21 protein-coding genes, 2 tRNA genes, 2 rRNA genes and 1 other RNA gene are annotated in these 26,658 nt (G+C 61.4%); 7 read left to right on the top strand and 19 right to left on the bottom strand.

Going from position 1 to position 26,658, the window contains the following annotated elements:
* Positions 1-186: 186 nt before the first annotated feature.
* The 5 genes from ACUDP5_RS03880 to ACUDP5_RS03860 form a co-directional block, all read right to left on the bottom strand.
* Positions 187-3,071 (bottom strand): 23S ribosomal RNA (locus ACUDP5_RS03880).
* A 308-nt stretch (positions 3,072-3,379) separates the two neighbouring features.
* Positions 3,380-3,455, bottom strand: a tRNA-Ala gene (locus tag ACUDP5_RS03875).
* A 26-nt stretch (positions 3,456-3,481) separates the two neighbouring features.
* A tRNA-Ile gene (locus ACUDP5_RS03870) sits at positions 3,482-3,558 on the bottom strand.
* A 133-nt stretch (positions 3,559-3,691) separates the two neighbouring features.
* Positions 3,692-5,222: ribosomal RNA gene (locus ACUDP5_RS03865) — 16S ribosomal RNA — on the bottom strand.
* The 16S and 23S rRNA genes sit together here with 2 tRNA genes alongside, the layout of an rRNA operon.
* Before the next feature lie 1,229 nt (positions 5,223-6,451).
* Positions 6,452-6,928, bottom strand: coding sequence for an Lrp/AsnC family transcriptional regulator (locus tag ACUDP5_RS03860; RefSeq protein ID WP_183003466.1), 477 nt, complete (start codon positions 6,926-6,928; stop codon positions 6,452-6,454).
* A gap of 156 nt (positions 6,929-7,084) precedes the next feature.
* Between ACUDP5_RS03860 and hppD the strand changes: the two genes are divergently transcribed.
* Entirely contained in the window at positions 7,085-8,197 is a 1,113-nt protein-coding gene (gene hppD, locus ACUDP5_RS03855; RefSeq protein ID WP_175195530.1) for a 4-hydroxyphenylpyruvate dioxygenase, read from the top strand.
* Positions 8,198-8,281: 84 nt separating this feature from the next.
* Here hppD and msrA read toward each other — a convergent pair whose 3' ends face one another.
* Genes msrA through ilvD form a run of 3 tightly spaced genes read right to left on the bottom strand, consistent with a single transcriptional unit; the run spans position 8,282 to position 10,869 of the window.
* Positions 8,282-8,836: a peptide-methionine (S)-S-oxide reductase MsrA gene (gene msrA, locus ACUDP5_RS03850; RefSeq protein WP_445658184.1), complete on the bottom strand. Its 555-nt coding sequence runs from the start codon at positions 8,834-8,836 to the stop codon at positions 8,282-8,284.
* 28 nt (positions 8,837-8,864) lie between these two features.
* Positions 8,865-9,200: a c-type cytochrome gene (locus ACUDP5_RS03845; protein WP_445658183.1), complete on the bottom strand. Its 336-nt coding sequence runs from the start codon at positions 9,198-9,200 to the stop codon at positions 8,865-8,867.
* Positions 9,184-10,869, bottom strand: a complete 1,686-nt coding sequence (gene ilvD / locus ACUDP5_RS03840) for a dihydroxy-acid dehydratase (RefSeq protein WP_263914148.1) — start codon at positions 10,867-10,869, stop codon at positions 9,184-9,186. Before ilvD ends, ACUDP5_RS03845 begins: the two co-directional genes overlap by 17 nt.
* A gap of 134 nt (positions 10,870-11,003) precedes the next feature.
* On the opposite strand from ilvD, the gene lgt reads away from it, so the two are divergent.
* Entirely contained in the window at positions 11,004-11,792 is a 789-nt protein-coding gene (gene lgt, locus ACUDP5_RS03835) for a prolipoprotein diacylglyceryl transferase (RefSeq protein ID WP_263914149.1), read from the top strand.
* On the opposite strand, the gene ACUDP5_RS03830 is transcribed toward lgt, so the two are convergent.
* The 4 genes from ACUDP5_RS03830 to ACUDP5_RS03815 form a co-directional block, all read right to left on the bottom strand.
* Positions 11,767-12,531, bottom strand: a complete 765-nt coding sequence (locus ACUDP5_RS03830) for an SIMPL domain-containing protein (protein WP_263914150.1) — start codon at positions 12,529-12,531, stop codon at positions 11,767-11,769. The two genes, lgt and ACUDP5_RS03830, sit on opposite strands and share 26 nt — an antisense overlap.
* A gap of 74 nt (positions 12,532-12,605) precedes the next feature.
* Positions 12,606-12,790: non-coding RNA, 6S RNA (ssrS, locus tag ACUDP5_RS03825), on the bottom strand.
* A 43-nt stretch (positions 12,791-12,833) separates the two neighbouring features.
* Entirely contained in the window at positions 12,834-13,145 is a 312-nt protein-coding gene (locus ACUDP5_RS03820) for a cell division protein ZapA (RefSeq protein WP_199165131.1), read from the bottom strand.
* Positions 13,145-13,591: a hypothetical protein gene (locus tag ACUDP5_RS03815; protein ID WP_445658182.1), complete on the bottom strand. Its 447-nt coding sequence runs from the start codon at positions 13,589-13,591 to the stop codon at positions 13,145-13,147. The genes ACUDP5_RS03820 and ACUDP5_RS03815 overlap by 1 nt, the downstream gene beginning before the upstream one ends.
* A gap of 481 nt (positions 13,592-14,072) precedes the next feature.
* Here ACUDP5_RS03815 and ACUDP5_RS03810 point away from each other — a divergent pair, with 481 nt between their 5' ends.
* The 4 genes from ACUDP5_RS03810 (at position 14,073) to ACUDP5_RS03795 (ending at position 18,820) form a co-directional block, all read left to right on the top strand.
* Positions 14,073-14,537 (top strand): tripartite tricarboxylate transporter TctB family protein, encoded by a 465-nt coding sequence (locus tag ACUDP5_RS03810; protein WP_263914151.1) that lies wholly within the window; start codon positions 14,073-14,075, stop codon positions 14,535-14,537.
* 13 nt (positions 14,538-14,550) lie between these two features.
* Positions 14,551-16,056, top strand: coding sequence for a tripartite tricarboxylate transporter permease (locus ACUDP5_RS03805; RefSeq protein WP_183003474.1), 1,506 nt, complete (start codon positions 14,551-14,553; stop codon positions 16,054-16,056).
* Between the two features lie 201 nt (positions 16,057-16,257).
* Positions 16,258-17,862, top strand: a complete 1,605-nt coding sequence (locus tag ACUDP5_RS03800) for a gamma-glutamyltransferase family protein (RefSeq protein ID WP_263914152.1) — start codon at positions 16,258-16,260, stop codon at positions 17,860-17,862.
* A 52-nt stretch (positions 17,863-17,914) separates the two neighbouring features.
* A complete protein-coding gene (locus ACUDP5_RS03795) occupies positions 17,915-18,820 on the top strand; it encodes an NAD(P)-dependent oxidoreductase (RefSeq protein ID WP_263914153.1) in 906 nt (301 codons plus the stop codon).
* Positions 18,821-18,866: 46 nt separating this feature from the next.
* Here ACUDP5_RS03795 and ACUDP5_RS03790 read toward each other — a convergent pair whose 3' ends face one another.
* Positions 18,867-19,499, bottom strand: coding sequence for an FMN-dependent NADH-azoreductase (locus tag ACUDP5_RS03790; RefSeq protein ID WP_263914154.1), 633 nt, complete (start codon positions 19,497-19,499; stop codon positions 18,867-18,869).
* A gap of 125 nt (positions 19,500-19,624) precedes the next feature.
* Here ACUDP5_RS03790 and ACUDP5_RS03785 point away from each other — a divergent pair, with 125 nt between their 5' ends.
* Positions 19,625-20,563 carry a LysR family transcriptional regulator gene (locus ACUDP5_RS03785; protein WP_025137466.1) on the top strand — a complete coding sequence of 313 codons (939 nt, stop codon included), beginning with the start codon at positions 19,625-19,627 and terminating at the stop codon, positions 20,561-20,563.
* On the opposite strand, the gene ACUDP5_RS03780 is transcribed toward ACUDP5_RS03785, so the two are convergent.
* From ACUDP5_RS03780 to ACUDP5_RS03755, 6 genes are all read right to left on the bottom strand, one after another.
* Positions 20,557-21,486 (bottom strand): 2-hydroxyacid dehydrogenase, encoded by a 930-nt coding sequence (locus ACUDP5_RS03780; protein ID WP_263914155.1) that lies wholly within the window; start codon positions 21,484-21,486, stop codon positions 20,557-20,559. The genes ACUDP5_RS03785 and ACUDP5_RS03780 overlap by 7 nt on opposite strands.
* A gap of 113 nt (positions 21,487-21,599) precedes the next feature.
* The gene (locus tag ACUDP5_RS03775; RefSeq protein WP_025137468.1) at positions 21,600-23,123 is read right to left on the bottom strand and encodes a tripartite tricarboxylate transporter permease; all 1,524 of its coding nucleotides are present in this window, start codon (positions 23,121-23,123) and stop codon (positions 21,600-21,602) included.
* A 6-nt stretch (positions 23,124-23,129) separates the two neighbouring features.
* Positions 23,130-23,609 (bottom strand): tripartite tricarboxylate transporter TctB family protein, encoded by a 480-nt coding sequence (locus ACUDP5_RS03770; protein WP_263914275.1) that lies wholly within the window; start codon positions 23,607-23,609, stop codon positions 23,130-23,132.
* A 216-nt stretch (positions 23,610-23,825) separates the two neighbouring features.
* A complete protein-coding gene (locus ACUDP5_RS03765) occupies positions 23,826-25,358 on the bottom strand; it encodes a sensor histidine kinase (RefSeq protein WP_445658181.1) in 1,533 nt (510 codons plus the stop codon).
* A gap of 10 nt (positions 25,359-25,368) precedes the next feature.
* The gene (locus ACUDP5_RS03760; protein ID WP_025137471.1) at positions 25,369-26,055 is read right to left on the bottom strand and encodes a response regulator; all 687 of its coding nucleotides are present in this window, start codon (positions 26,053-26,055) and stop codon (positions 25,369-25,371) included.
* Complete coding sequence (locus tag ACUDP5_RS03755; RefSeq protein ID WP_006217428.1) at positions 26,036-26,608, bottom strand: RNA pyrophosphohydrolase; 573 nt, start codon at positions 26,606-26,608, stop codon at positions 26,036-26,038. The genes ACUDP5_RS03760 and ACUDP5_RS03755 overlap by 20 nt, the downstream gene beginning before the upstream one ends.
* Positions 26,609-26,658 lie beyond the last annotated feature (50 nt).

Raw genomic sequence — 26,658 nt, 5'->3', positions numbered from 1 at the left:
TGGCTGCTTTGAGGGCAACAACTCCAATCTTGGAAGAAGCGCAACGTGTGGGTGACCAGAGACTCGCTCGATGATCACGCACAGTGGGGTGTAATTGGTGTTGGCTGGCTGCTGACGGTGCAGCCAGATTTTGTATTGAACGACACTTGGAACGCTACATCACCAGGTCATAACCATCAGTGTTATAGGATCAAGCCTCACGAGCAATTAGTATCGGTTAGCTTAACGCATTACTGCGCTTCCACACCCGACCTATCAACGTCCTGGTCTCGAACGACTCTTTAGGGGGATCAAGTCCCCGGGATACCTAATCTTCAGACGAGTTTCCCGCTTAGATGCCTTCAGCGGTTATCTCTTCCGTACTTAGCTACCCGGCAATGCCATTGGCATGACAACCGGTACACCAGAGGTACGTCCACTCCGGTCCTCTCGTACTAGGAGCAGGCTCCGTCAAGTATCCAACGCCCACGGCAGATAGGGACCAAACTGTCTCACGACGTTTTAAACCCAGCTCACGTACCTCTTTAAATGGCGAACAGCCATACCCTTGGGACCGGCTACAGCCCCAGGATGAGATGAGCCGACATCGAGGTGCCAAACACCGCCGTCGATATGAACTCTTGGGCGGTATCAGCCTGTTATCCCCAGAGTACCTTTTATCCGTTGAGCGATGGCCCTTCCATTCAGAACCACCGGATCACTATGTCCTGCTTTCGCACCTGTTCGACTTGTCAGTCTCACAGTCAAGCACGCTTATGCCATTGCACTATCAGCACGATTTCCGACCGTACCTAGCGTACCTTCGAACTCCTCCGTTACACTTTGGGAGGAGACCGCCCCAGTCAAACTGCCCACCATGCACTGTCCCCGATCCGGATAACGGACCAAGGTTAGAACCGCAAACAAACCAGGGTGGTATTTCAAGGATGGCTCCACGTGATCTAGCGACCACGCTTCAAAGCCTCCCACCTATCCTACACAGGCCGGTTCACAGTCCAATGCAAAGCTACAGTAAAGGTTCATGGGGTCTTTCCGTCTAGCCGCGGGTAGATTGCATCATCACAAACACTTCAACTTCGCTGAGTCTCAGGAGGAGACAGTGTGGCCATCGTTACGCCATTCGTGCAGGTCGGAACTTACCCGACAAGGAATTTCGCTACCTTAGGACCGTTATAGTTACGGCCGCCGTTTACCGGGGCTTCGATCAAGAGCTTGCACCCCATCACTTAACCTTCCGGCACCGGGCAGGCGTCACACCCTATACGTCGACTTTCGTCTTTGCAGAGTGCTGTGTTTTTAATAAACAGTCGCAGCCACCGATTCTCTGCGACCCCATCATGCTAAGCGCGCAGGCGCTTCACACTACCGGGGTATACCTTCTCCCGAAGTTACGGTATCAATTTGCCGAGTTCCTTCTCCTGAGTTCTCTCAAGCGCCTTGGAATATTCATCCCGTCCACCTGTGTCGGTTTGCGGTACGGTCTCGTACAGCTGAAGCTTAGAGGCTTTTCTTGGAACCACTTCCAATCACTTCGCAAGCAATGCTCGCTCGTGCCATACCCTTGATTTACGCGCCCGGATTTGCCTAAGCGCCATCTTCGATGCAGCAACAGGGACATCCAACACCCTGATGATCTTCCGCGATCCGTCCCCCCATCGCACTGTACGACGGTACTGGAATATTAACCAGTTTCCCATCAGCTACGCATCTCTGCCTCGCCTTAGGGGCCGACTCACCCTGCGCCGATGAACGTTGCGCAGGAAACCTTGGACTTACGGCGAGGGGGCTTTTCACCCCCTTTATCGCTACTCATGTCAGCATTCGCACTTCTGATACCTCCAGCAGCCTTTACAAGCCACCTTCGCAGGCTTACAGAACGCTCTCCTACCGCGTGCACTAAAAGTGCACACCCGCAGCTTCGGTTTATCGCTTAGCCCCGTTACATCTTCCGCGCAGGACGACTCGATCAGTGAGCTATTACGCTTTCTTTAAAGGATGGCTGCTTCTAAGCCAACCTCCTGACTGTCTATGCCTTCCCACTTCGTTTCCCACTTAGCGATAATTCGGGACCTTAGCTGGCGGTCTGGGTTGTTTCCCTCTTGAGTCCGGACGTTAGCACCCGGTGCTCTGTCTCCCAAGCTGTACTTGCGGGTATTCGGAGTTTGCCATAGTTTGGTAAGTCGCCATGACCCCCTAGCTATAACAGTGCTCTACCCCCCGCAGTAATACTTGAGGCACTACCTAAATAGTTTTCGGAGAGAACCAGCTATTTCCAGATTTGTTTAGCCTTTCACCCCTATCCACAGCTCATCCCCTAATTTTTCAACATTAGTGGGTTCGGTCCTCCAGCACGTGTTACCGTGCCTTCAACCTGGCCATGGATAGATCATCTGGTTTCGGGTCTACACCCAGCGACTGAATCGCCCTATTCGGACTCGCTTTCGCTACGGCTTCCCTATTCGGTTAACCTTGCCACTGAATGTAAGTCGCTGACCCATTATACAAAAGGTACGCAGTCACCCCACAAGGAGGCTCCTACTGTTTGTATGCATACGGTTTCAGGATCTATTTCACTCCCCTTCCGGGGTTCTTTTCGCCTTTCCCTCACGGTACTGGTTCACTATCGGTCGATCACGAGTATTTAGCCTTGGAGGATGGTCCCCCCATCTTCAAACAGGATTTCACGTGTCCCGCCCTACTTTTCTTACGCTTAGTTCCACACACAAAATTTCATCTACAGGGCTATCACCTGCTACGGCGGGGCTTTCCATCCCCTTCGATTATCTTGCATGCTAAAACGTAAAGGCTCTTCCGATTTCGCTCGCCACTACTTTCGGAATCTCGGTTGATTTCTTTTCCTCGAGCTACTGAGATGTTTCAGTTCACCCGGTTCGCTTCCACTAGCCTATGTATTCAGCTAGGGATACCGCATTGCTGCGGTGGGTTTCCCCATTCGGACATCTACGGATCAAAGCTTGTTTGCCAGCTCCCCGTAGCTTTTCGCAGGCTACTACGTCCTTCATCGCCTGTGATCGCCAAGGCATCCACCATATGCACTTAGTCGCTTGATCCTATAACGCTGTAGGCTATAGGACCTGAGTATTAGCGTTTGTGCCGTTCATAAGTTTCAAAGCAGTCTGAAGTTATTCACTTCAGTCTTGAGAACTTGGAACAAAATAATGCAATCACAACCCGTACTTATCTTCATCGACTTGCGCCGAGTACTTGATAAGTACATTTCGTTGTGCTTCTTCCAGATTGTTAAAGAACGAATATAGCTGTCAGGTAAAACCTAACTCATAAGACCGTCGATTTATTCAATCACGATGCTATGAGTTAGCCTCTACACGTCACCACCAGGTGACTGCTTGAGAATCAATGGTGGAGGTGAACGGGATCGAACCGATGACATCCTGCTTGCAAAGCAGGCGCTCTCCCAGCTGAGCTACACCCCCATATTCAACGCCTGGCGTCAAATACTTGGTGGGTCTGGTTGGATTCGAACCAACGACCCCCGCCTTATCAAGACGGTGCTCTAACCGACTGAGCTACAGACCCAAAACCTTCTCGGATCAGTAGTCAGGATGCCATGGACACAGGGAGGAATCCCTCTACCCAAGCCCACAACCGATCCCAGCTATATATCAAACAACCGATAAGAGTGGACGCTTAACACGAGCACTAAGCTCTGAAAGGAGGTGATCCAGCCGCACCTTCCGATACGGCTACCTTGTTACGACTTCACCCCAGTCATGAATCCTACCGTGGTAATCGCCCCCCTTACGGTTAGGCTAACTACTTCTGGTAAAACCCACTCCCATGGTGTGACGGGCGGTGTGTACAAGACCCGGGAACGTATTCACCGCGACATGCTGATCCGCGATTACTAGCGATTCCGACTTCACGCAGTCGAGTTGCAGACTGCGATCCGGACTACGATCGGGTTTCTGGGATTGGCTCCCCCTCGCGGGTTGGCGACCCTCTGTCCCGACCATTGTATGACGTGTGAAGCCCTACCCATAAGGGCCATGAGGACTTGACGTCATCCCCACCTTCCTCCGGTTTGTCACCGGCAGTCTCATTAGAGTGCCCTTTCGTAGCAACTAATGACAAGGGTTGCGCTCGTTGCGGGACTTAACCCAACATCTCACGACACGAGCTGACGACAGCCATGCAGCACCTGTGTTCCGGTTCTCTTGCGAGCACTTCCAAATCTCTTCGGAATTCCAGACATGTCAAGGGTAGGTAAGGTTTTTCGCGTTGCATCGAATTAATCCACATCATCCACCGCTTGTGCGGGTCCCCGTCAATTCCTTTGAGTTTTAATCTTGCGACCGTACTCCCCAGGCGGTCAACTTCACGCGTTAGCTGCGCTACCAAGGCCCGAAGGCCCCAACAGCTAGTTGACATCGTTTAGGGCGTGGACTACCAGGGTATCTAATCCTGTTTGCTCCCCACGCTTTCGTGCATGAGCGTCAGTGTTATCCCAGGAGGCTGCCTTCGCCATCGGTGTTCCTCCGCATATCTACGCATTTCACTGCTACACGCGGAATTCCACCTCCCTCTGACACACTCTAGCTCGGTAGTTAAAAATGCAGTTCCAAAGTTAAGCTCTGGGATTTCACATCTTTCTTTCCGAACCGCCTGCGCACGCTTTACGCCCAGTAATTCCGATTAACGCTTGCACCCTACGTATTACCGCGGCTGCTGGCACGTAGTTAGCCGGTGCTTATTCTGCAGGTACCGTCAGTTTCACGGGGTATTAGCCCATGACGTTTCTTTCCTGCCAAAAGTGCTTTACAACCCGAAGGCCTTCATCGCACACGCGGGATGGCTGGATCAGGGTTTCCCCCATTGTCCAAAATTCCCCACTGCTGCCTCCCGTAGGAGTCTGGGCCGTGTCTCAGTCCCAGTGTGGCTGGTCGTCCTCTCAAACCAGCTACGGATCGTCGCCTTGGTGAGCCGTTACCCCACCAACTAGCTAATCCGATATCGGCCGCTCCAATAGTGCAAGGTCTTGCGATCCCCTGCTTTCCCCCGTAGGGCGTATGCGGTATTAGCTACGCTTTCGCGTAGTTATCCCCCGCTACTGGGCACGTTCCGATACATTACTCACCCGTTCGCCACTCGCCACCAGACCGAAGTCCGTGCTGCCGTTCGACTTGCATGTGTAAGGCATCCCGCTAGCGTTCAATCTGAGCCAGGATCAAACTCTTCAGTTTAATCTCTGTATTTGTTCGTATTTCTTAACCCCCGAAAGGGTCGAGTCATACGTCGCTACTCAAAGGAAGTGAGGTATGTTCTTAAACTTGACGTCTAAGGTACTTCACTTCTAGTGAGCACTTGATTTCATTGTGCTTGTGACCGAAGTCACTCTGCACTCGCATCAAGCGCCCACACTTATCGGTTGTTTAATTGTTAAAGAGCGGCACTGCTAAATTCTGTACTGCGTTTACTTCTTGCTGCTATCTGCCCGTCAACTTCGGCTAACTTCGCTTTCGCGTCGTCGCTGTCGTTGCAGCAGAGAAACGAGATTATGAAGAAGTTTTTATCGTTTGTCAAGTCAGCTTCGTTTTCGTTTTAACGCAAACTCGCTGCCTTGCTTTACGACCCCTTCAGGTCTCGCCTTAGCAGCTATCGAAACATCAGGGTTAACCCTAACTTTTCGGCAACTGCCAAGTCTGAAACTATAACACAACTTTGCAGATTATGCAACCGGCTTTTGCCTAATTTGCATCCTATCCTGCAACCCCGCCATCCGGTGAATTCCTTCACTTTCCAGCAGCCCCGGGAAACCCCAGAGGTTGGTTACCGCTCAGTCGGCTAGCAACTTGATTCAGACCACCCTACCGGGTAAACCCTGATTCGCTGTCACCAGCCAAGCCCAAGACTATAGCACAATTTTTGCAGATTGTGCAACTGGCTTCTGCCTGATTTGCACCATCTTTTGCAAAACCCGCTGACTGCTGGTTCGAGAACCGTTGCCGGCCCATCGCCTTGAAGCCCTGCGGCAGATCTGTGTTGCCGAGGCATCCAGATCCGTTGCACTTGCTTGGCTTCGCGGTTCAGAAAACTGCTTGAACTGCGAAGGAGCGAGACTATAGCACAGAATTTTGGCTTGTCACGCCAGAATGACACCCGCTTTGCAGAAAGATGATGTTTTCGGGGGACGCACCCCGTGCTGACAGACAGTTCTTGTAGCTTCTTCTCTATATGGAGAAGAAGAAGCAGGCACTGGACCTTCTCTATATAAGGACAAGGTGCATCCCGTACAGAAGCTCATCGAGTCCGGCGATTCCGCCACCGTAAGCGCCTGGCGACCGAAGCCCTGCCTATATATAGAAGCGTAAAACGAGACTCCCCTTGTCCTCGCTTCCTATGCAGACCGCCCCTGCGTCGCCCGCTTAGACGCGCCCCCCTTATATACAGAGGGCCCGAATCTCCCAAAGGACTACAGCCGCAGCTCGGTGGTTTCCTTGATTTGCTGGAGCGCAAAGAACGATCGCATGTCGACGACTGCGGGGTGGCGCATCAAGGTGTCCATGGCGAACCTGGAGAAGTGGGCCAGGTCGGCAACCTGGATCCGCAGCAGGTAGTCCATGTCCCCAGACATGGCGTAGCACTCGACCACTTCGGGCCAGAGCTGCACGTCGCGAGCGAAGTCGCTCATCGGGGCGTGGCTGGAACCGCTGTATTTGTTCAGGCGGATGTTCACGTAGGCCAGCAGACCAAGCCCTACCTTTTCGGCGTCGATGAGCGCCACGTACTTCTTGATGAAGCCCTTCTCTTCCAGGCGTCGGACCCGGCGCAGGCAGGGACTGGGCGACAGGGACACGCGGTCGGCCAGCTCTTGATTGCTGAGCCGGCCATCGCGTTGCAACTCGGCCAGAATCCTTAGATCTGTCCTATCAAGCTCCAAGTCAGACATATTTAGCCCTAGATGTTTTATCTTCAGCAATATTATTGCCCAACCTTGCCGCTTTCGCGACATGTTTGCAATTGTCTGCCTGCCTTTCCTCCCTACAATCTTCATCCTGGACTTGGAGAACAAGTCGACCGAATAATGATTCAAGGGAGCAGACCTATGAGCAGCGCATTCCAACCCTGGGACAACCCGATGGGCACCGCCGGGTTCGAGTTCATCGAGTACGCCGCGCCGGACCCCGCCGCGCTACGCAAGGTGTTCGAACTGCTGGGTTTCAAGGCCATCGCCAAGCACCGCCACAAGGACGTGACGCTGTACCGCCAGGGCGGCGTGAATTTCCTGATCAATGCCGAACCCGATTCGTTCGCGCAGCGCTTTGCCCGCCTGCACGGCCCTTCCATCTGTGCCATCGGCTTTCGCGTGCAGGATGCCGCGGCCGCGTACAAGCGCGCACTGGAACTGGGCGCGTGGGGCTTTGACTCGCACAGCGGCCCGATGGAACTGAACATTCCCGCCATCAAGGGCATCGGCGATTCGCTGATCTACCTGGTGGACCGCTGGCAGGGCAAGGAAGGCCACGGCGGGATCGGCGACATCAGCATCTATGACGTGGACTTCGTGCCGGTGGACCCGGACAACGCCCAAGCCGACCTGAACCATCGCGGCGCCGGCCTGACGCTGGTCGACCACCTGACGCACAACGTGCACAAGGGCCGCATGGCCGAGTGGTCCGAGTTCTACGAGCGCCTGTTCAACTTCCGCGAAGTGCGTTATTTCGACATCGAAGGCAAGGTGACGGGCGTGAAGTCCAAGGCGATGACGTCGCCCTGCGGCAATATCCGCATTCCGATCAACGAAGAAGGCACGGAAGAGAAAGGTCAGATCCAGGAATACCTGGACCTGTACCGTGGCGAAGGCATCCAGCACATTGCCATGGCCACCGAAGACATCTACGGCACCATCGAGGCGCTGCGTGCCAACGGCGTGGTGTTCCTGGATACGCCGGAGACCTACTACGAACTGCTGGACCGCCGCCTGCCGAACCACGGTGAAGACGTGGCCCGTCTGCAGAAAAACCGCATTCTCCTGGATGGCGCCCCCGACGGCGGCCTGCTGCTGCAGATCTTCACCGAAAACCAGATCGGCCCGATCTTTTTCGAGATCATCCAGCGCAAGGGCAACGACGGTTTCGGCGAAGGCAATTTCAAGGCGCTGTTCGAATCGATCGAACTGGACCAGATGCGCCGTGGCGTGGTGAAAAACGTCGACTGACCGCTTCCCCCTCCAGCGCCCGGCGTCTTGCGCCGCGCGCTGGCCTTGAAACCTCACCTTGCGTGAGGTTTTTTTTCGCCGGTGTTACTTGGTCAGGCGGTCCTGGAACTGCTTGCGGAACTTGGCCACCTTGGGCGCGATGACGAATTGGCAATAGCCTTGCTCGGGGTGCAGGGCGAAATAATTGCGGTGATAGTCTTCGGCCTGCCAGAACGTTTCCGGCGCCAGCAACTTGGTGACGATGGGCGCATCGTAGATCTTTTGCGCGTCGACCTCGGCAATGACGGCTTCGGCCTGTTCGCGCTGGACGTCGTTCTGCCAGAAGATGGCCGATTCGTACTGCGGACCGATATCGTTGCCCTGGCGGCCCGGGGTAGTCGGGTCGTGAGTGGCGAAGAAGACGCGCAGCAGGTCACTGTAGGAAAGCTCGGCCGGGTCGAATTCGACGCGGGCTACTTCGATGTGCCCGGTGTCTTTGCCGCAGACCTGCTCGTAGCTGGGGTTGTCCACGTGGCCGCCGCTATAGCCAGGCAGCACGCTCTTGACGCCGCGCAGGTCGGCAAAGACCGCTTCGACGCACCAGAAGCAGCCGCCGCCAAGAACGGCGACTTCATTGCCCGGGGAGGGTTGTTCTGCCATGACGATTCCTTTCTAGAAGACGATAAGACTACTGCTTGGGCGGCGCCAGCGACAAGATCCATTCGGCCAGGAGGCGCGCGTCTTCCGGGCTGACATGGGTTTGCGCCGGCATCGGCACGGCACCCCAGGCGCCGCGGCCGCCCCCGCGGATCTTGCCGGCCAGGTAATCCACCATGGCGGGACCTTGCCCGGCATAGCGTTCGGCCACGCTGGCCAGTGGCGGCCCCACGCGCTTGGCATCCACCTGGTGGCATGCCATACAGGCCTTGTTCTTGGCCAGGTCCAGGCCGGTGGTCTGGGCCTGCGCCGCGCCTGCGACCAGCAGGCCGGCGGCAACCACCCACAAACTACGTATCAAATGCATCGGTTACTGCCCCACGGCTCGCGGTGCTGGCGAGCTTGCCGAACTTGGCAAGCACACCGCGTGTATAACGCGGCTTGGGCGGGACCCAGGCCTGGCGACGAGCCGCCATTTCTTCGTCGCTGATATTGAGCTGCAACAGCAGCTTGTGGGCATCGATGGTAACCGAATCGCCTTCGCGGATCAGCGCGATCGGGCCGCCCACGAAGGCTTCGGGCGCCACGTGGCCCACCACCATGCCCCAGGTGCCGCCCGAGAAGCGGCCATCGGTGATGAGGCCGACGGTTTCGCCCAGGCCCTGCCCGATCAGGGCGGAGGTCGGCGCCAGCATTTCACGCATGCCGGGCCCGCCCTTGGGGCCTTCGTAGCGGATCACCACCACGTCGCCGTCACGGATCTGGCGCGCCATGATGGCGGCCATGGCATCGTCTTCGGAATCGAAGACCCGCGCCGGCCCGGTGATGACCGGATTCTTCAGGCCGGTGATCTTGGCCACGCAGCCCTCGGGCGAGAGATTGCCCTTGAGGATGGCCAGGTGGCCCTGCGGATACAGGGCGCGGTCCAGCGGCATGATCACGTCCTGGTCGGCGCGCGGAGCATCCGGAATGTCCGCCAGGGTCTCGGCGATGGTCTTGCCGGTGATCGTCATGCAATCGCCATGCAGCAGGCCGGCGTTGAGCAGCAGCTTCATGACCTGCGGGATGCCGCCGGCGCGATGCAGGTCGGTGGCGACGTACTTGCCGGAAGGCTTCAGGTCGCAGAGCACCGGCACGCGTTTGCGGATGCGTTCGAAATCGTCGATGGTCCAGGGCACTTCGGCGGCGTGTGCGATGGCCAGGAAATGCAGTACCGCGTTGGTCGAACCGCCCGTGGCCATGATGACCGAAACGGCGTTTTCGATGGATTCGCGGGTGATGATGTCGCGCGGACGCAAGCCGCGCCTGACGGCTTCGACAAGGACCCGCGCCGATTCGGCCGCGGACGCGACCTTTTCGTCATCTTCGTTGGCCATGGTGCTGGAGTACGGCAGGCTCATGCCCATGGCTTCGAAGGACGAACTCATGGTGTTGGCGGTGTACATGCCGCCACAGGAACCCGACCCGGGGATGGCGCATTTTTCGATCTGCTTGAAGTCGGCTTCGGGCATGCGGCCCATCGTGTATTCGCCGACAGCCTCGAAGACCGACACGATGGTCAGGTCCTTGCCCTTGTAGTGACCCGGCTTGATGGTGCCCCCATAGACGTAGATGCCGGGCACGTTCATGCGCGCCAGGGCGATCATGCCCCCGGGCATGTTCTTGTCGCAGCCGCCGATGACCACCACGCCATCCATCCATTGGCCCTGGGCAGCGGTTTCGATGCAATCGGCGATGACTTCGCGCGACACCAGCGAATACTTCATGCCCTCGGTGCCCATCGACATACCGTCCGAGATGGTGGGCGTGCCGAATACCTGCGGGTTGGCGCGGGCGCCGCGTATGGCGTCGATGGCCGCGTCGGCCAGGCGTTGCAAGCCGCTGTTGCAGGGGGTGATGGTGGAATGGCCGTTGGCCACGCCGATCATGGGGTTTTCGAAGTCGGCTTCCTGGTAGCCCAGCGCGTAATACATGGCGCGATTGGGTGCCCGGGCGACGCCGTGGGTGATATGGCGGGAACGTTCGTTGTGCGACATGGTCTGTTGTCTCCTGTCGGCCGTCAGGACGCGGACATGGCAGCCGCGCCCGGGAGGATGGCCTGGCTCGCTCGCGTGCGAATCTTCAAGGCTCGCCGGTTATTATCATTCAACTTCATTGTGTCGGGCGGAACATGCTGCAATATCCAAAATTCGACCCCGTTGCCCTGCAGATCGGGCCCTTGTCCATCCATTGGTACGGGCTGATGTATCTGGTGGGCTTCGCCCTGGTGTATTTCCTGGGCCGTCGGCGCATCACGCGCGGCCACACCACGTCGCTGAACGTTCGCGACCTGGAAGACCTGATCTTCTACAGCGTGCTGGGCGTGGTGCTGGGCGGGCGGCTGGGCTATGTGCTGTTCTACAAGCCGGGCTATTACCTGTCGCACCCGCTGGAGGTGCTGTACCTGTGGGAAGGCGGCATGTCGTTCCACGGTGGCCTGATCGGCGTGATCCTGGTGATGCTGCTGTTTGCGCGCAAGAAGGGCCTGCCATTTTTCGCGGTCAGCGATTTCATCGCGCCGCTGATCCCGCTGGGGCTGGGCTTTGGCCGCCTGGGCAACTTCATCAATGGCGAGCTGTGGGGCCGTCCGACCGACGTGCCGTGGGCGATGGTGTTCCCAAGCAGCGGCGACGGTGTGCCGCGCCATCCGTCGCAACTCTATGAGCTGGGCCTGGAAGGCATCGTGCTGTTCGCACTGATGTGGTGGTTTTCGAGCAAGCCGCGCCCCCTGGGGCAGGTCAGCGCGGTATTCCTGATGGGCTACGGAACGTTCCGTTTCCTGGTGGAATTCACCCGCGAGCCGGACAATTTCCTGGGCCTGCTCGCGGGCGGGTTGAGCATGGGACAGTGGCTGTCCCTGCCGATGGTCGCCCTGGGCGCCATCATGTTCAGCCTTACTGCAAAACGATCGTCCCGTTGACCGAGATGCTGACCGTGACGTCTCCCGCTTCCAGGGGGACGTCCGCGCTGAAGCCGGCGCCGCCGGAGGCGTCCTTGGCCATCGCGCCCATCATGCGCGGCATCGGCGTGACACCGCCGGCGCCGCCCAGTTCAAGCTTGCTCAGGCGGTAGCCCGAGAAGCCGAAGGCGTTCGAGGCGGCCAGTGCACGGTCCTTGAAGGCCTGCGCGGCTTCTTTCAGCAGCTTGCGTTCTTCGGCTTCGCGCACTTCACGCGACAGCGAAAAGCTGATGTTCGAAATGGCGGTCTTGTCCGACAGCTTGGATGCCAGTGCGGCGGCGGCGGCGAAGTCCTTCGATTCCAGGATGATCTCGCCCTGGCCGCGCCAGCCGGCGTTCTTGCTCGCCTTGCTGCCGCTGCCGGAATTGGGCCAGACATTGAAGCCGCCCGTGCGCACGTCCACACCCTTGGTGTCGCGGGCGCGCTTGGCCACGTCGTCCAGCATGGCGGTCAGCTTCTGGCCCGCCGTGGGCTGATCCGCAGCCTCGACCTCGGCGGACAGTGAAATACGCACCGTGTCTTGCTTGACCTCGGACGAGGCAGTGGCCTGCAGGGTCAGCTCGGGCGATCGGTTGGTCGTGGATTCCGTCGGCGCAGGCGTCTGGGCCTGGGCGAAAACGGGCTGCGCCATGGACAGAGCGACCACGGCTGCGCACGCCGCACCAAGTTTGGTCAGCGAAAAAACGGGGGGTTTGAACATGGACTGGTCCTATGAGGGAGGACGATGGGGAGGCGCCCGAGGCGGACCTGCGCTCGTGGCAGGCCCGCTGGGATAGATGCCCCGCCTGTGCCGTCAAGGCCGGCATCTCGAACCCTGAGGTTCAAGGTGGTCGCGTTCCGAAGAGCCTTGGGTTCATCTACGAGAGACAATCACGCCAGCTCTGCACTCCCGCAACCAATATGCCATAAGACATAGGTTCAGAGAATGTATGGCCAAGTCACGGACACGGCAGGGACAAACTGAAAATACTGAAAAAAACTGGTGAAAACCGCGTATGAACGTTAGAGCAGTTTTTCCTGACCCGACAAGGCATCGTCGAGGACTGCGTTCATGTCCTCAATTCTACGCTTGAAGTCGCCGACCGCCAAACCGCCCAGCGGACCGTCGGGCGCTTTCATGGCAAGCAGCTCGCCAGCGACCTGCAATGCGGCCATCACGGCGATGCGTTCGTTGCTGGAGACCTTGCCCGTCCCCTGGATGCGCAGCATGAGCTGGTCGACGTGGCGCACGGCGGCCATCAGGGTGGGTTTTTCTTCGGGGGAGCACGCCAGCGAGTAGTCGCGCCCCAATATGGTTACGTCAACGCGTTCCATCAGTGTTGCTCTCCGGACGGCGCACCCGGCAAGCGGGCCAGGACGGCGTCGATGCGCTCGCGGGCCGAGGCAGCGGCCGCGCGCAAGCGCTGTAGTTCGGTGTCGCGCACTTGCAGGCTGCCCTGCAGCTCGGTTTCCCGAGCAGAGAAACGCGCTTCGAGCGAGTGGCGTTCGGCGGTTTCGCGAGCGAGCTGTTCGCGCAGGGCCACTTCGGCCTTTTGCGCCTGCTCGAGCATCGCGGTGACGGCGCCGTCGTTGTCTTGCAGCTTGTGCTGCAGGGCGGCGATGTCGGCGTCGCGTTCGGCAGCGCGCTGCTTGAGCACGCGCTGCTCGGCTTCTGTTTCATTCAGGCGCATACGCAACGCGTCACGCTCGGCGTGGAGTTGCCGGGTGCGTTGCACCAGTTGCCCGATACGGGCGGCGAGTTGGTCTAGGTCTTGCAGCATGGGCGCTATCGTAAACCATCCAGGGGGGAATCGGGCCTCTTCACGCAAGGTGAGAAACACGGCAATATTCAGTAGGAAATGCAGCTGTCATTCCAGCGGCCGGCAACATAACCGATCAGGGCCAACTAGAAAAGTCCCGCGCGCCTGGAATTCGACGGATCGCCCCGACCGGCTTTCGCATTTCTTTCTATAAACTTTCACTTAGCTTTCAAAACGCCATCAATCCGCCCGCCCCGTTACATCTGGGGATCGGGAGTACCCCAATTTTAGGGAAAACCCCAGGCTTTCACCGAGCTTACAGGGTTTGCATCGTCGCGGGCGTCCATTACCATTCGGCCTTTCAAGAAGCCTTCGCCGACGCTTTCAGAAGACCCAAGGCACCCCGACGTGCCTTTTTTGTGCCTGTCACTCGCCTTTCGGCCCGCCTGGCAGATCACAAGCCTTTTTTTATCTACATGCTGTAAACAGGAGCCAACCAATCATGCAGCTACGCAATCGACAGGACTTCTGGTCGGGGGTGATGTTCATCGCCCTCGGACTGGGATTCGCCTGGCAAGCCAGCAGCTACCAAATGGGTACTGCCGCCCGGATGGGCCCCGGGTATTTTCCTTTCTGGCTAGGCATTGTTCTCGCATTGCTGGGCGCCATCGTGCTGCTTGGCTCGCTGTCCAAGAAAGCCCACGAAACGCACGTCGACAAGTTCGACTGGCGCATCGTGCTGCTGGTGGTCGGGTCCGTGGTCATCTACGGTCTGGTCCTCAAGCTGCTCGGCATCTATATCTCGGTGTTCATGCTGGTTGTGATCAGCAGCCTGGCGAGCCACGAGTTCAGCCTGAAGGTCGCCGTTGCGAACGGCATCTTCCTGGTGGTGTTCTCGTATCTCGCATTCGTCAAGGGGCTGGGGCTGATTTTCCCGCTGTGGCCGTCGTTTCTGGGCATGAACTAAGGAGCAACCGGTCATGGAATTGTTTGACAACCTGATGTTGGGTTTCTCGGTGGCGTTCACGCCCGAGAACCTGTTGTACGCGCTGCTGGGCTGCGTCCTGGGTACGTTGATCGGCGTGCTGCCGGGCATCGGCCCCGTCCCGACCATCGCCATGCTGCTGCCGATCACGTACGTGCTGCCGCCGGTGGCTGGCCTGATCATGCTGGCGGGTATTTACTACGGTGCTCAATACGGTGGCTCGACCACGGCCATTCTCGTGGCGCTGCCAGGAGAAACGTCCGCGGTGGTGACCGTGCTGGACGGTCACCAGATGGCCCGCAACGGCCGCGCTGGCGCCGCCCTGGCCATTGCCGCCCTGGGTTCGTTCTTCGCCGGTTGCGTGGCCACGCTGCTGCTGGCCGCCTTTGCCCCCCCGCTGGCTGAAGTCGCGTTCAAGTTCGGCCCCGCCGAGTACTTCTCGCTGATGTGCCTGGGTCTGGTCGGCGCCGTGGTGCTGGCCTCGGGCTCGCTGCCCAAGGCGATCGCGATGATCATCCTGGGCCTGCTGCTGGGCATGGTCGGCACCGACGTCAACTCGGGCGTTGCCCGCTTCGACTTCGGCGTGCCGGAACTGCAAGACGGCATCGACTTCGCCATCGTGGCCATGGGTGTGTTCGGCTTTGCCGAAATCATGACCAACCTGGAGCAGAAGGAAAACCGCGTCGACATCACCGACAAAATCGGCTCGCTGTATCCCAACAAGCAGGAATTCAAGGAATCGTACCCCGCCGTGCTGCGTGGCACGGCCCTGGGTTCGGCCCTGGGCATCCTGCCGGGCGGTGGCGCCGTGCTGTCGTCGTTCGCGTCGTACACGCTGGAAAAGAAGATCTCGCGCAATCCGGAACGCTTCGGCAAGGGCCACCCGGCCGGCCTGGCTGGCCCGGAATCGGCCAACAACGCCGCCGCGCAGACGTCGTTCATCCCGCTGCTGACCCTGGGCATCCCGGGCAACGCCGTGATGGCGCTGATGGTGGGCGCGATGACGATCCACAACATCCAGCCCGGCCCGCAAGTGATGACGAGCCACCCCGAGCTGTTCTGGGGCCTGATCGCTTCGATGTGGATCGGCAACCTGATGCTGGTGGTGCTGAACCTGCCGCTGATCGGCCTGTGGGTCAAGCTGCTCAAGGTGCCCTACCGCATCCTGTTCCCGGCGATCCTGGTGTTCTGCACCATCGGTGTGTACTCGCTGAACTACAACGCGTTCGACATCTTCACGACGGCCATGTTCGGCATCGTGGGCTATGTCTGGTCGAAGCTGAAGTGCGAAGGCGCACCGCTGCTGCTGGGCCTGGTGCTGGGCCCCATGATGGAAGAGAACTTCCGCCGTGCCCTGCTGCTGTCGCGTGGCGATTTCACCACCTTCGTGACGCGCCCCCTGTCGGCATCGCTGCTGGCCGTGGCCGTGTTCCTGGTGATCCTGGTGGCCCTGCCGGCCATCCGCAAGAAGCGCGAAGAGACCTTCGTCGAAGAAGACTGACGCGAGCCTTCGCTGCCCAGGCGGCAGCGGTTGCAAGCCTTTCGGACCCCCGGCTCGCCGGGGGTTTTTCTTTGGCCAGCACCAGGGCCCGAGGACGACCTGCCCAGCAAAAGCTACCAATAATTACAACGCGCTACAGGATGCGAGGCCGCGGGCTTCATCTACGGTAAGCTACGGGTTTACCCCACGCGATGATTCAACATGAATTTCGACTGGAACAACCCCTACCCCACCACGCGCACGCCGGTGTTCGCCCGCAACGTCGTCGCGACCTCGCAACCGCTGGCGGCTCAGGCGGGCCTGCGCATCCTGGCCAACGGTGGCAATGCCGTGGACGCGGCCATCGCGGCCGCGGCCACGCTGACACTGACCGAGCCGGTCAGCAACGGCCTGGGATCGGATTGCTTCGCCATCGTGTGGGACGGCTCGAAACTGCACGGATTGAACGCGTCGGGGCCGGCCCCTGCGGCCTGGAACCTGGATTACTTCCGGCGCCGCCACCAGGGCGCGATTCCGACCCGCGGCTGGGACAGCGTCACGGTGCCCGGCTGCGTGGCCGGCTGGGCCGCGCTGCATGAAAAGCTGGGCAGCCTGGCGTTCGCCGACGTGCTGGCCCCCGCGATCGACTATGCCGAGCGGGGCTTTGCCATCAGCCCGATGGTGCAGCAGAAGTGGGCCGCGCAAGCGGATGTGCTGCAACCACAGCCAGGCTTCGCCGAGCACTTCCTGCCGCGCGGCCGTGCGCCGCACGTGGGCGAGCATTTCGTGCTGAAAGGCGCCGCCGCCACGCTCAAGCGCATCGCGGCCAGCGGCGGCCGCGATTTCTATGAAGGCGAAACCGCCCACAAGCTGGTGGCCCACGCACAGGCCCATGACGCGGCGCTGACCCTGGCCGACCTGCGCGACTATGCACCCGAATGGGTGACACCCATCAGCCAGCTGTACCGCGGCCACACGCTGCACCAGATCCCGCCCAACGGGCAGGGCATCGCCGCCCTGATCGCCCTGGGCATCCTGCAGAATTTCGACCTGGCGTCCAGGCCCGTGGACCACCCCGAGACCCAGCACCTGCTGCTCGAGGCCATGAAGCTGGCGTTCGCCGATGTCTACACGCACGTGGCGGATTCGCGCCATATGCGCCTGACCGTGGCGCAGATGCTGCGCGCCGACTACCTGGCCGAACGCGCGCGGCTGATCGACCCGAATGTGGCGCAGGCGTTCGCCTGTGGCCACGCGCCGCAAGGCGGCACCGTCTACCTGACCGCCGCCGACCGCAGCGGCATGATGGTGAGCTTCATCCAGTCCAACTACATGGGCTTCGGCTCGGGCGTGGTGGTACCGGGCACGGGCGTCAGCCTGCAGAACCGAGGCCACTGTTTCAGTATGCTGCCCGATCATCCCAACGTCGTGGCGGGCGGCAAGCGCCCTTTCCACACCATCATTCCGGGCTTTTTGATGCGCGATGGCGCGCCGGTGATGAGCTTCGGCGTGATGGGCGGCAACATGCAGCCGCAAGGCCAGGTGCAGACGCTGGTGCGCATGCTGGACTACGGCCAGCAACCCCAGGCGGCCTGCGACGCCCCGCGCTGGAAATGGAACCAGGGACTGGCGGTGGACGTCGAACCCTCGATGGCGCGCTCGGTGGCCGACGGCCTGCGCGCACGCGGCCACGTGCTGGAAGGCATCGAAGACCCCTACATGGACTTCGGCTCGGGCCAGTTCATCTGGCGCCTGGGCGACCCGGCCGTCGATGGCTACGTCAGCGCCAGCGACAGCCGTCGCGATGGACTCGCCGCCGGCTTTTGATTGCGTTAAGGTTACTGCCTCAGGTTTTCCTTTCCTCTGCGGAGTCCCCTGCATGGCATCGATCGGTACCAAGAGCTACGACGCGGTCGTGGCCCAGAAAGTCGCATTCCTCGGCTTGGGCGTGATGGGCCTGCCCATGGCCGGCCACCTGGCTCGCGCCGGGCATGACGTCACCGTCTACAACCGCACGCCGGCCAAGGCCCAGGCCTGGGCCGCGGAATTCGGCGGTCACAGCGCCGTGACGCCGCGCGAAGCCGTGGCCGGGGCACAGATCGTGTTCGCCTGCGTGGGCAATGACGACGACCTGCGCAGCGTGGTGCTGGGCCCGGATGGCGCCTTTTCGGGCATGGCGCCGGGCGCCGTGTTCGTGGATCACACCACCGCATCGGCCGACGTGGCGCGTGAACTGTATGCGCAAGCCAAGGACCTGGGCCTGAATTTCATAGACGCGCCGGTTTCTGGCGGCCAGGCCGGGGCGGTCAACGGCGTGCTGACGATCATGTGCGGCGGCGAACAGGCCGTGTTCGATGCCATCAAGCCGGTGGCGCAGGCGTTCGGCCGCGCCGTCACCCGCGTGGGCCCGCCGGGCGCCGGGCAGTTGGCCAAGATGGTCAACCAGATCTGCATCGCCGGCATCGTGCAAGGCCTGTCGGAAGCCGTGGCGTTCGGCCAGGCCGCCGACCTGGACATGAAGCTGGTGCTGGACGTGATCAGCAAGGGCGCGGCCCAGAGCTGGCAGATGGAGAACCGCGGCGGCACCATGGTCGATGACAAGTTCGACTTCGGCTTCGCGGTGGACTGGATGCGCAAGGACCTGGGCCTGGTATTGGCCGAGGCCCGCCACAACGGCGCCCGGCTGCCGCTGACGGCGCTGGTCGACCAGTTCTATGGCGACGTGCAGAAGATGGGTGGCGGCCGCTGGGATACGTCCAGCCTCATCAAGCGCCTGCGGGATTGATCCGGCGCAGCTGAAAAAATGCGGCCCCGTGGGCCGCATTTTTCATTCAGGCCGCTTGTTGTGCGACCGGGGCCGGCGCTTGCAACAGCGCGTCGATACGTTGGCGGGCCAGCGCCACGCCTTCCAGTGCGGCGGCCTCGCCCATCGCCATGCCTTCGGCGGCGATGAAGGTGACGTCGGTCATGCCCAGGAAGGCCAGCATCTGCCGCAGGTACGGCGTCATGGTGTCCGACGGCGTGCCTTCGGCCTTGCCGCCACGCGCGGTCAGCACGAACACCTGCTTACCCTTCACCAAGCCCTCGGGCACGCCTTCCGGCGTATAACGGAACGTGACGCCGGCGCGGGCAATGTAGTCGAGGTAGCTCTTGAACTGTGCGGGCAGGCTGAAGTTGTAGACCGGCACGGCGAACACGATACGGTCGGCTTCCTTCAATTCGGCCACCAGCGTATCGCTGAGTTCGACGATGCGCTGTTGTTCGAGCGTGCGCGCATCGGCCGGGGTGAACAACGCGCCGGCGGTGGCGCCGTCGAAGTACGGCAGCGGCGCGGCGCCGATGTCGCGGGTGGTGATGACGGCAGCCGGATCGGCCTGCTTGACGCGGGCGACCAGATGGTCGGCCAATTGCTTGCTGTGCGAGCGGTCGCCCAGAATCGACGACAGGATTACCAGGGTTTTCATGACTTAATCTCCAGTGGGGACCGCACGGATGGGCAGGTCCTGAATGCATGGGCTCACTGTAGATCGCTTAATTGATCACATAAACCCCTGTATGATGAACTACTCGTTCCACACATAGAACAATCATGCAAGATCTGAACGACCTCTACTACTTCTCTCAAGTCGTCGAGCAAGGCGGCTTCAGCGCGGCGGCCCGGGCGTTGGATATCCCCAAATCACGCCTGTCGCGACGCATCTCTCACCTGGAAGAAAGCCTGGGCGTGCGGCTGCTGCAACGCACGACCCGCCGGCTGCGGCTGACGGCTGCGGGGGAACGCTACCTGCACTACTGCCGCGAGATGGCGGCTTCGGCCCGCGCGGCCGACGACGCCATGCGCCAGTTGCAGTCCGAGCCGTCAGGCCCGGTGATTGTCAGCTGCCCGGTCTCGATTGCCCAGGACGTGCTGGCCCCCCTGCTGCCGGAATTCCTGGACGCCTGGCCGGCGATTTCGGTGCAGTTGCTCGTGACCAACCGGCGGGTGGACCTGATTCGCGAAGGCGTGGACCTGGCACTGCGCGTGCGGACCAAGCTGGATACCGACGCCGAACTGGTGGTGCGGCACCTGGGCACTGCGCGCGGCACGCTGGTGGCCAGCCCCGGCTACCTGCAGCGCCACGGCACGCCCGACACGCCGCAGGACCTGGCCTCGCACACCACGCTGAGCTTCAGCGATCCGCAGAACGAGGTGCGCTGGCCCCTGCGCAACGACAAGGGCGAAGAGGTGCACGTCGAATTGAAGCCGCAGTTGTCGTGCAACGACTTCATCGTGCTGGTGGAGGCGGCCGTGCGCGGACGCGGCATCGCGCTGCTGCCCTCGATCGCGACGCACGAGGAACTGCGGCGCGGCCAGCTCGTGCCGGTGCTGCCGCAATGGCAATCGCCGGAAGGCATCGTGCACTGCATTTACCCGTCGCGCCGCGGCATGATGCCCGCGGTGCGCACCTTGCTGGACTTTCTGTCGCAGCGCCTGCCCGCCACCTACCAAAGGCTGGAAAAGCAAGGCACTGCGTTGCCGGCTCAGTAACCGCGCGATCGATCGACGACGCCCGTGATGGGCTCGCCACGCATCAGCTGCGCGACCTTGGCCGCGATCTGCTCGATGCTTTCGTCGCGCAAGGTACGGGCGGCGATGTGCGGCGTGATGTGCACGCGCGGGTCGCGCCAGAACGGATGGTCCTTGGGCAACGGCTCGGTGTGAAAGACATCCAGCGTCGCGCCGGCGATCTCGCCTTCTTCGAGCATCTGCACCAGGTCATCTTCGACCAGGTGTTCGCCACGGCCGACGTTGACCAAGTGTGCGTCGGGCAGCAACTGGCCCAGCGTGTCGCGATTGAGAATGCCGCGGGTGTCGGGCGTAAGCGGCAGCACGTTGACCAGGAAGCGCGTGCGGGCCAGGAAAGCCGGCAAGGCATCCTGACCTGAAAATGTCTGCACGCCGGGAATGTCGCGCGGGGTGCGCGACCAGCCGGCCACCGGATAGCCGAATTCGGCCAGCGTCTGCGCCACGCGCGCACCGACCTGCCCCAGCCCCAGCACGCCCACGGGCCAATCGGCCTGGCGCGTGCCTTCGCGGGTATCCCAGTGCTGGCGCGCCTGGGCCTCGTCGAAGGCCTGGAAATCACGCGATACGCGCAGCAAGGCATAGAGCGCGTATTCGGCCATCTGCACCGACATGCCGGCATCTTCGAGGCGAACGATGCGCACCTGCGGCGGAATCTCGGGCATCTTGAGCAAGGCGTCCACGCCGGCGCCCAGATTGAACAGCGTGGTGATGCCGGTTTCGTGGCTGAACAGTTCTGCCGGCGGCCGCCAGACCAGGGCGACTTCGGCACCCGACGGCGGACCATCGGGATTCCAGACGGAAATGCGGCAACCGGGCATGGCGGCTTCCAAGCGCGGGACCCAGACATCGGGATCGTGCAGGGGGCAGGCAAAGAGTATGTGCATGACGGGGATCTGTGCGGGCTGGATAAACCACAAGCATGCGGCAAGGCGGGCCGTAAATCAAACGGCCCGGCATGAAAGCCGGGCCGTGCGCACATCAGGTATCGCCAGCCGGATCAGGCCGTCTGCGTGACCTGCGGCTTGTTCTTGCCCTTGTTGCGGCGCAGGAAGGCCCACACCTGCAGCAGGATCAGCAGCGCGCTGGCACCGATGAACCAGGCGCTGATCGGACGCTGCACGAACACCGCCAGGTCACCGCGCGACAGCAGCAGCGCGCGACGGAAGTTCTCTTCGACCATGGGGCCGAGCACGAAGCCGAGCAGAATGGGCGCAACCGAGAATTCCAGTGTCATCAGGATGGCGCCGATCACACCGAAGGCCAGCACTTCCCAGATCTGGAAGAGGCTGTTCTGCGTACTGAACACGCCCACTGCGATGAAGAACAGCGCGGACGGGAACAGATAGCGGTACGGCACCTGCAAGAGCTTGACCCACACGCCGATCAGCGGCACGTTCAGCACCATCAGCAGCACGTTGCCGACCCAGAAGCTGGCGATCAGGCCCCAGAAGATGTCCGGATGCTCGGTGATGAGCTGCGGGCCGGGCTGGATGCCCTGGATCAGCAGCGCGCCCAGGATCAGCGCCATCACGGCATCGCCCGGAATGCCCAGGCTCATCGTCGGGATGAAGTCGACCTGCGTCTTCGAGTGCGACGAGGCTTCGGGCGAGGCCACGCCGGCGATCATGCCGGTGCCGAACTTCTCGGGCGTCTTGGAGATCTTGCGTTCCAGCGCGTAGGCCACGAAGGTCGTGATGGTGGGGCCGGTGCCGGGCATGGCGCCGAACAGCGTGCCCACCGCGGTGCCGCGCACCATCGGCCAGAAGGCCGTCTTCAGTTCCTGCTTGCTGGGCCGCATGTCGCGCAGGCGCAGCTTGGCGCCGCTGCCGATGATGGTCATGCGGTTGACGCTCATCAGGAAGTCGGCCACGCCGAACAGGCCCATCGAGATCGCCACCAGTTCCAGGCCGTCGGACAGGTCCAGCAGGCCGAACGAGAAGCGGATGGTGCCGGTGTTGACGTCGGTGCCCACCACGCCGCACATCAGGCCGAACAGGGTCATGGCGACGCCCTTCAGGGGCGAACCACGCGACATCGTCGCGCCGGCCAGGAGGCCCAGCAGCATGATCGAGAAGATCTCGGTGGGACCGAACTTGAACGCCACTTCGACCAGCAAGGGCGAGGCGAAGATCATGACGATGATCCCGACCGATGCCGCGAAGAACGAACAGATCATCGTGATGCCCAGCGCGGTCCCGCCCTTGCCCTGTTTGGTCAGGGGATAGCCGTCAAGGCAGGTCACCGCGTGCGGCGGGTGCGAAGGCAGGTTCAGCAGGATCGCGCCGATGGCGCCGCCGTACTGCGAGCCGTAGAAAATACCGGCCAGCATCAGGATGGCGGGCACCGGCTGCATCACGTAGGTCAGCGGCAGCAGGATGGAAATGGCCGACAGCGCGCCCATGCCGGGCAGCACGCCGATGAGGTTGCCCACCAGCACGCCGAAGAACGACCACATCAGGTTGTGGAACTGGAACGCGACGCCGAAGCCGTACCAGAGGTCCATCAAAGATTGAGAGATCATGGCGCTTCAACCCCAACGAAACAGCGGCAGCTGCAGTTGCAGCGCCCACCAGAAAACCACCACCGCGATCACGGACATGCCGATCGACAGCACGAATGCCTGCTTGATCGTGTTCTTGCGATCGCCCAGGGCAGAAATGAAGACGATGGCGAACGTGGCGGGCAGCAGGCCGCCCCAGTGGCCCAGCACCAGGAACGCCAGGGTGCCCAGCAGGATGCAGGCGCCGCCGCGGAAATCCGGCAGGCCGTGCGCGTGGCCGTCACCCGGCGCCGGCGGGGTCGCCTCGCCCGAACGCGCCGAGATCGCGATAAGTATTCCGGTCAGCGCCAGCAGGCCGCCCAATGCCGCGGGAAAGAACCCCGGGCCCATGTGGCTGAGCGATCCGATGTGATAGTCCGTACCACCGTAAATCGCCCCCAATCCGATAAGGACCATCAGCGCGCCGCCGTAGTAGTCCTTTCTATTAATTGTTTTTTGCACTTCCATCCTCCTGAAGCAGGGCCGTGCAGCCCTTGAGGCGCCGCTCAGATCGAGCGCCACCCGGCCCTTTACGACAGACCGGCTGGCAGATTACGGAAGCAAGCTGCTAATCCGCTTTCTATGCGCTGTCGCCATCCTGAATCCGGGGGTAATCCCTGATGGAAACAGTCCGACTTAGCGTTAGCGGCCAGGAGGAAAGAATGAAAGCTGACTTGGACAAATCTACTGTTCGCCCGTGAACTCGACGTCCGTGGGGCGCGGATACTGCGAGACCGTGGCGGCCAGGGGCAGCCACAGCACGGAGGCCAGACCCACCCCGCCCTGCTCGTTGGCCTCGCCGTCGCGCAGCTCGATGTCGCCATCGTTGCGACGGGCATAGGCGCGGGCGATCGCCAGCCCCAGGCCCGACCCGGACGAGGCCACAGGCTTGTCGGTGCCGACCCGTTCGAAGCGGGCGAAGGCGCGTGCGCGCAGCAAGGGTTCGAGCCCGGGACCGTTGTCGGACACGGCGACTTCGGCACGGTTATCGACCCGGCTGACCGACACCGTGATGCGCGCGCCGACGGGTGCGTAGTGAATCGCGTTGTGCACCAGATTGGACAGGGCCTCGTGCAGCTCGGCCTCGCTGCCGGACACGGTCGCGCCGACCTCCTGGCCCTGCTCGTTGACGGCCTGCACCCAGCCCAGGTCCTGCTGCTTTTCATGCGCCAGCGGCAGGTACTGCAGCACCACTTCGCGCGACACGGCATTCATGTCGAGCAACTGCCGCGGCAGCTGATCGGCCTGGTTGGCGTGCGCCAGCGACAGCAACTGCTCGGTCAGGCGGCGGGTGCGGCCGAGCTGGTCGACGATGGCGCGCAGGCCCTCTTGCGCCCGCGCGGGGTCGCGTTCGCGCAGCGCGTACTGTGCCTGGGTCAGCATGATGGCCAACGGCGTGCGCAATTGGTGCGAGGCGTCGGCCAGGAAATGCGATTGCTCTTCGAGCACGCGCCGGTAGCGGGCGATATGGTGATTGACGGCATCGACCAGCGGCGCCACTTCGCTGGGCACGCGCGAGGCGTCCAGCGGCGTCAGATCGTCGGGTCGGCGGTTGCGGATGTCGGCCCGCAGCCGGCGCAAAGGCTTGAGCGCCCATGACACGCCCCACCACACCAGCAGCACGACCAGCGCCAGCATGCGGGCGTCACGCAGGATTTCCTGGCGCCGTGCGCTGTTTTCAGCCTCGATGCGCTTGCCGGTGCTTTCCGCAACCAGCACCAGCACCTGGCGGTGGTTGCCCTGGTAATACAGATCGCGCAGCACCGACACCACCCGCACGGGGTCATTGCGGTAGACGCCGTCGTAGAACACGGGCTGGCCGTTGGCGCGTGGCCAGGTGGGCGGACGCGGCAGCTCGGGCATGCCCAGCAGCGTCTTGCCCTGTTCGGTGGGCACGGGCGAATCGTCCGGCAGGGGCGGATCGATCTGCTCAATGCGGAAATACTTGCGCAGCCCCGCCCGCGATTCCAGCATGACCTGGGCGTACAGGGGCGTGGCCACCTGCAGCGAACCGTCAGGGGCGAACTCCAGGCTGCTTTCAAGCACCCGGGCCGGTTCGACCAGTGCGCTGTCGTAGGCCTCGTTGGTGATCTCGGACAGGGTGCGGTAGTCGTTCAGGCTGTCGATGACCAGCAGCGCCACCACGCCGGGCAGCAGCAGGATGATCAACAGGGCGCGAATGCCGACCCGCGGCAATCCAGGTATCCGTAGGCTCACGGGGAAGGATTCAGGTGTCGGCGGCTTCGCTGGCGACACTTTCCAGCATGTAGCCCAGCCCGCGGACGGTCACGATGCGCACGTCGCTGCCGGCCAGTTTCTTGCGCAAGCGATGCAGGACCACTTCGATGGCGTCAGGGTTGGCTTCGCTGTCGTGGGTGAAGACCTTGCCGAACAGCTGCGACTTGTCGACGGGGTAGCCGCTGCGGGTGAGCAAGGCCGCCAGGGCGGCGTGCTCGCGCGGGGTCAGGAACAGCAAGGAGCCGTCGAGCGTGAACGCCCGGCTTTCGCTGTCGTAGGAGAGCGAGCCGCACTGCAGCCGCGGGTGCTGGCGGCCGCGGCTGCGGCGCACCAGGGCGGTCAGGCGGGCTTCGAGCTCTTCGAGGGCGAACGGCTTGGTCAGGAAGTCGTCGGCGCCCAGGTTCAGGCCGCGTACCCGGTCTTGCAGCGCGCCCTGGGCGGTGAGCAGCAGGACGGGCGTGCGGTCGTCGCGGTTGCGCATTTCGCGCAGCACGACCAGGCCGTGCTTGTCCGGCAGGCGCAGGTCCATGACGATGGCATCGTATTCGGTGCCCGCCATGAAGGCTTCGGCCGTGCGGGCATCGGCCGCGTGATCGGGCACGAACCCGCTTTGCGCAAGCGCGCGCATGAGCCAGGACGCCATGTCCCGTTCATCTTCAACCAACAATATGCGCATGACCGTCCGTTCCTTCGGGCAAGTTCTCTGCCGCCCGCTGCCCATGCACGCGCTGACGCAGGTAGCGGGTTTCGTGATGACGCCGAAAGAGGATTGCTGACAACTCGTTCAACGCCTGGGTATAGACGTCTCGCTTGAACTCGATGACGGCATCCAGGGGGACCCAATACTGGCTCCAGCGCCAGGCATCGAATTCCGGATGCTGCGTCGCGCGCAGGCACACGTCGCTGTCACGTCCCACCAGGCGCAACAAGAACCAAATCTGTTTTTGTCCTTTATAGTGGCCACGCCACTCACGCCGGACGAAGTGATCGGGCACGTTATAACGTAACCAATCGCGTGTACGCCCCAAAATACGGACATGCTCGGGCTTTAGGCCCACCTCTTCATGGAGCTCGCGATACATGGCCTGCACCGGGCTTTCGCCGTACTTGATGCCACCCTGAGGGAACTGCCAGGCATGTTCCCTGATACGCTTGCCCCAAAAGACCTCGTTTCTGCTATTGACGAGAATGATGCCGACATTGGGGCGGTAGCCTTCGCGGTCAAGCATGGGCCACCCCCACCGAATTCAATACAATTACAGTCGATTATACGTATCTG

Source organism: Achromobacter sp. NCFB-sbj8-Ac1-l, from assembly GCF_052695805.1.
The sequence above is the reverse complement of the archived record's forward strand: the minus strand, read 5'-3'. Positions and strand labels throughout refer to the sequence as shown.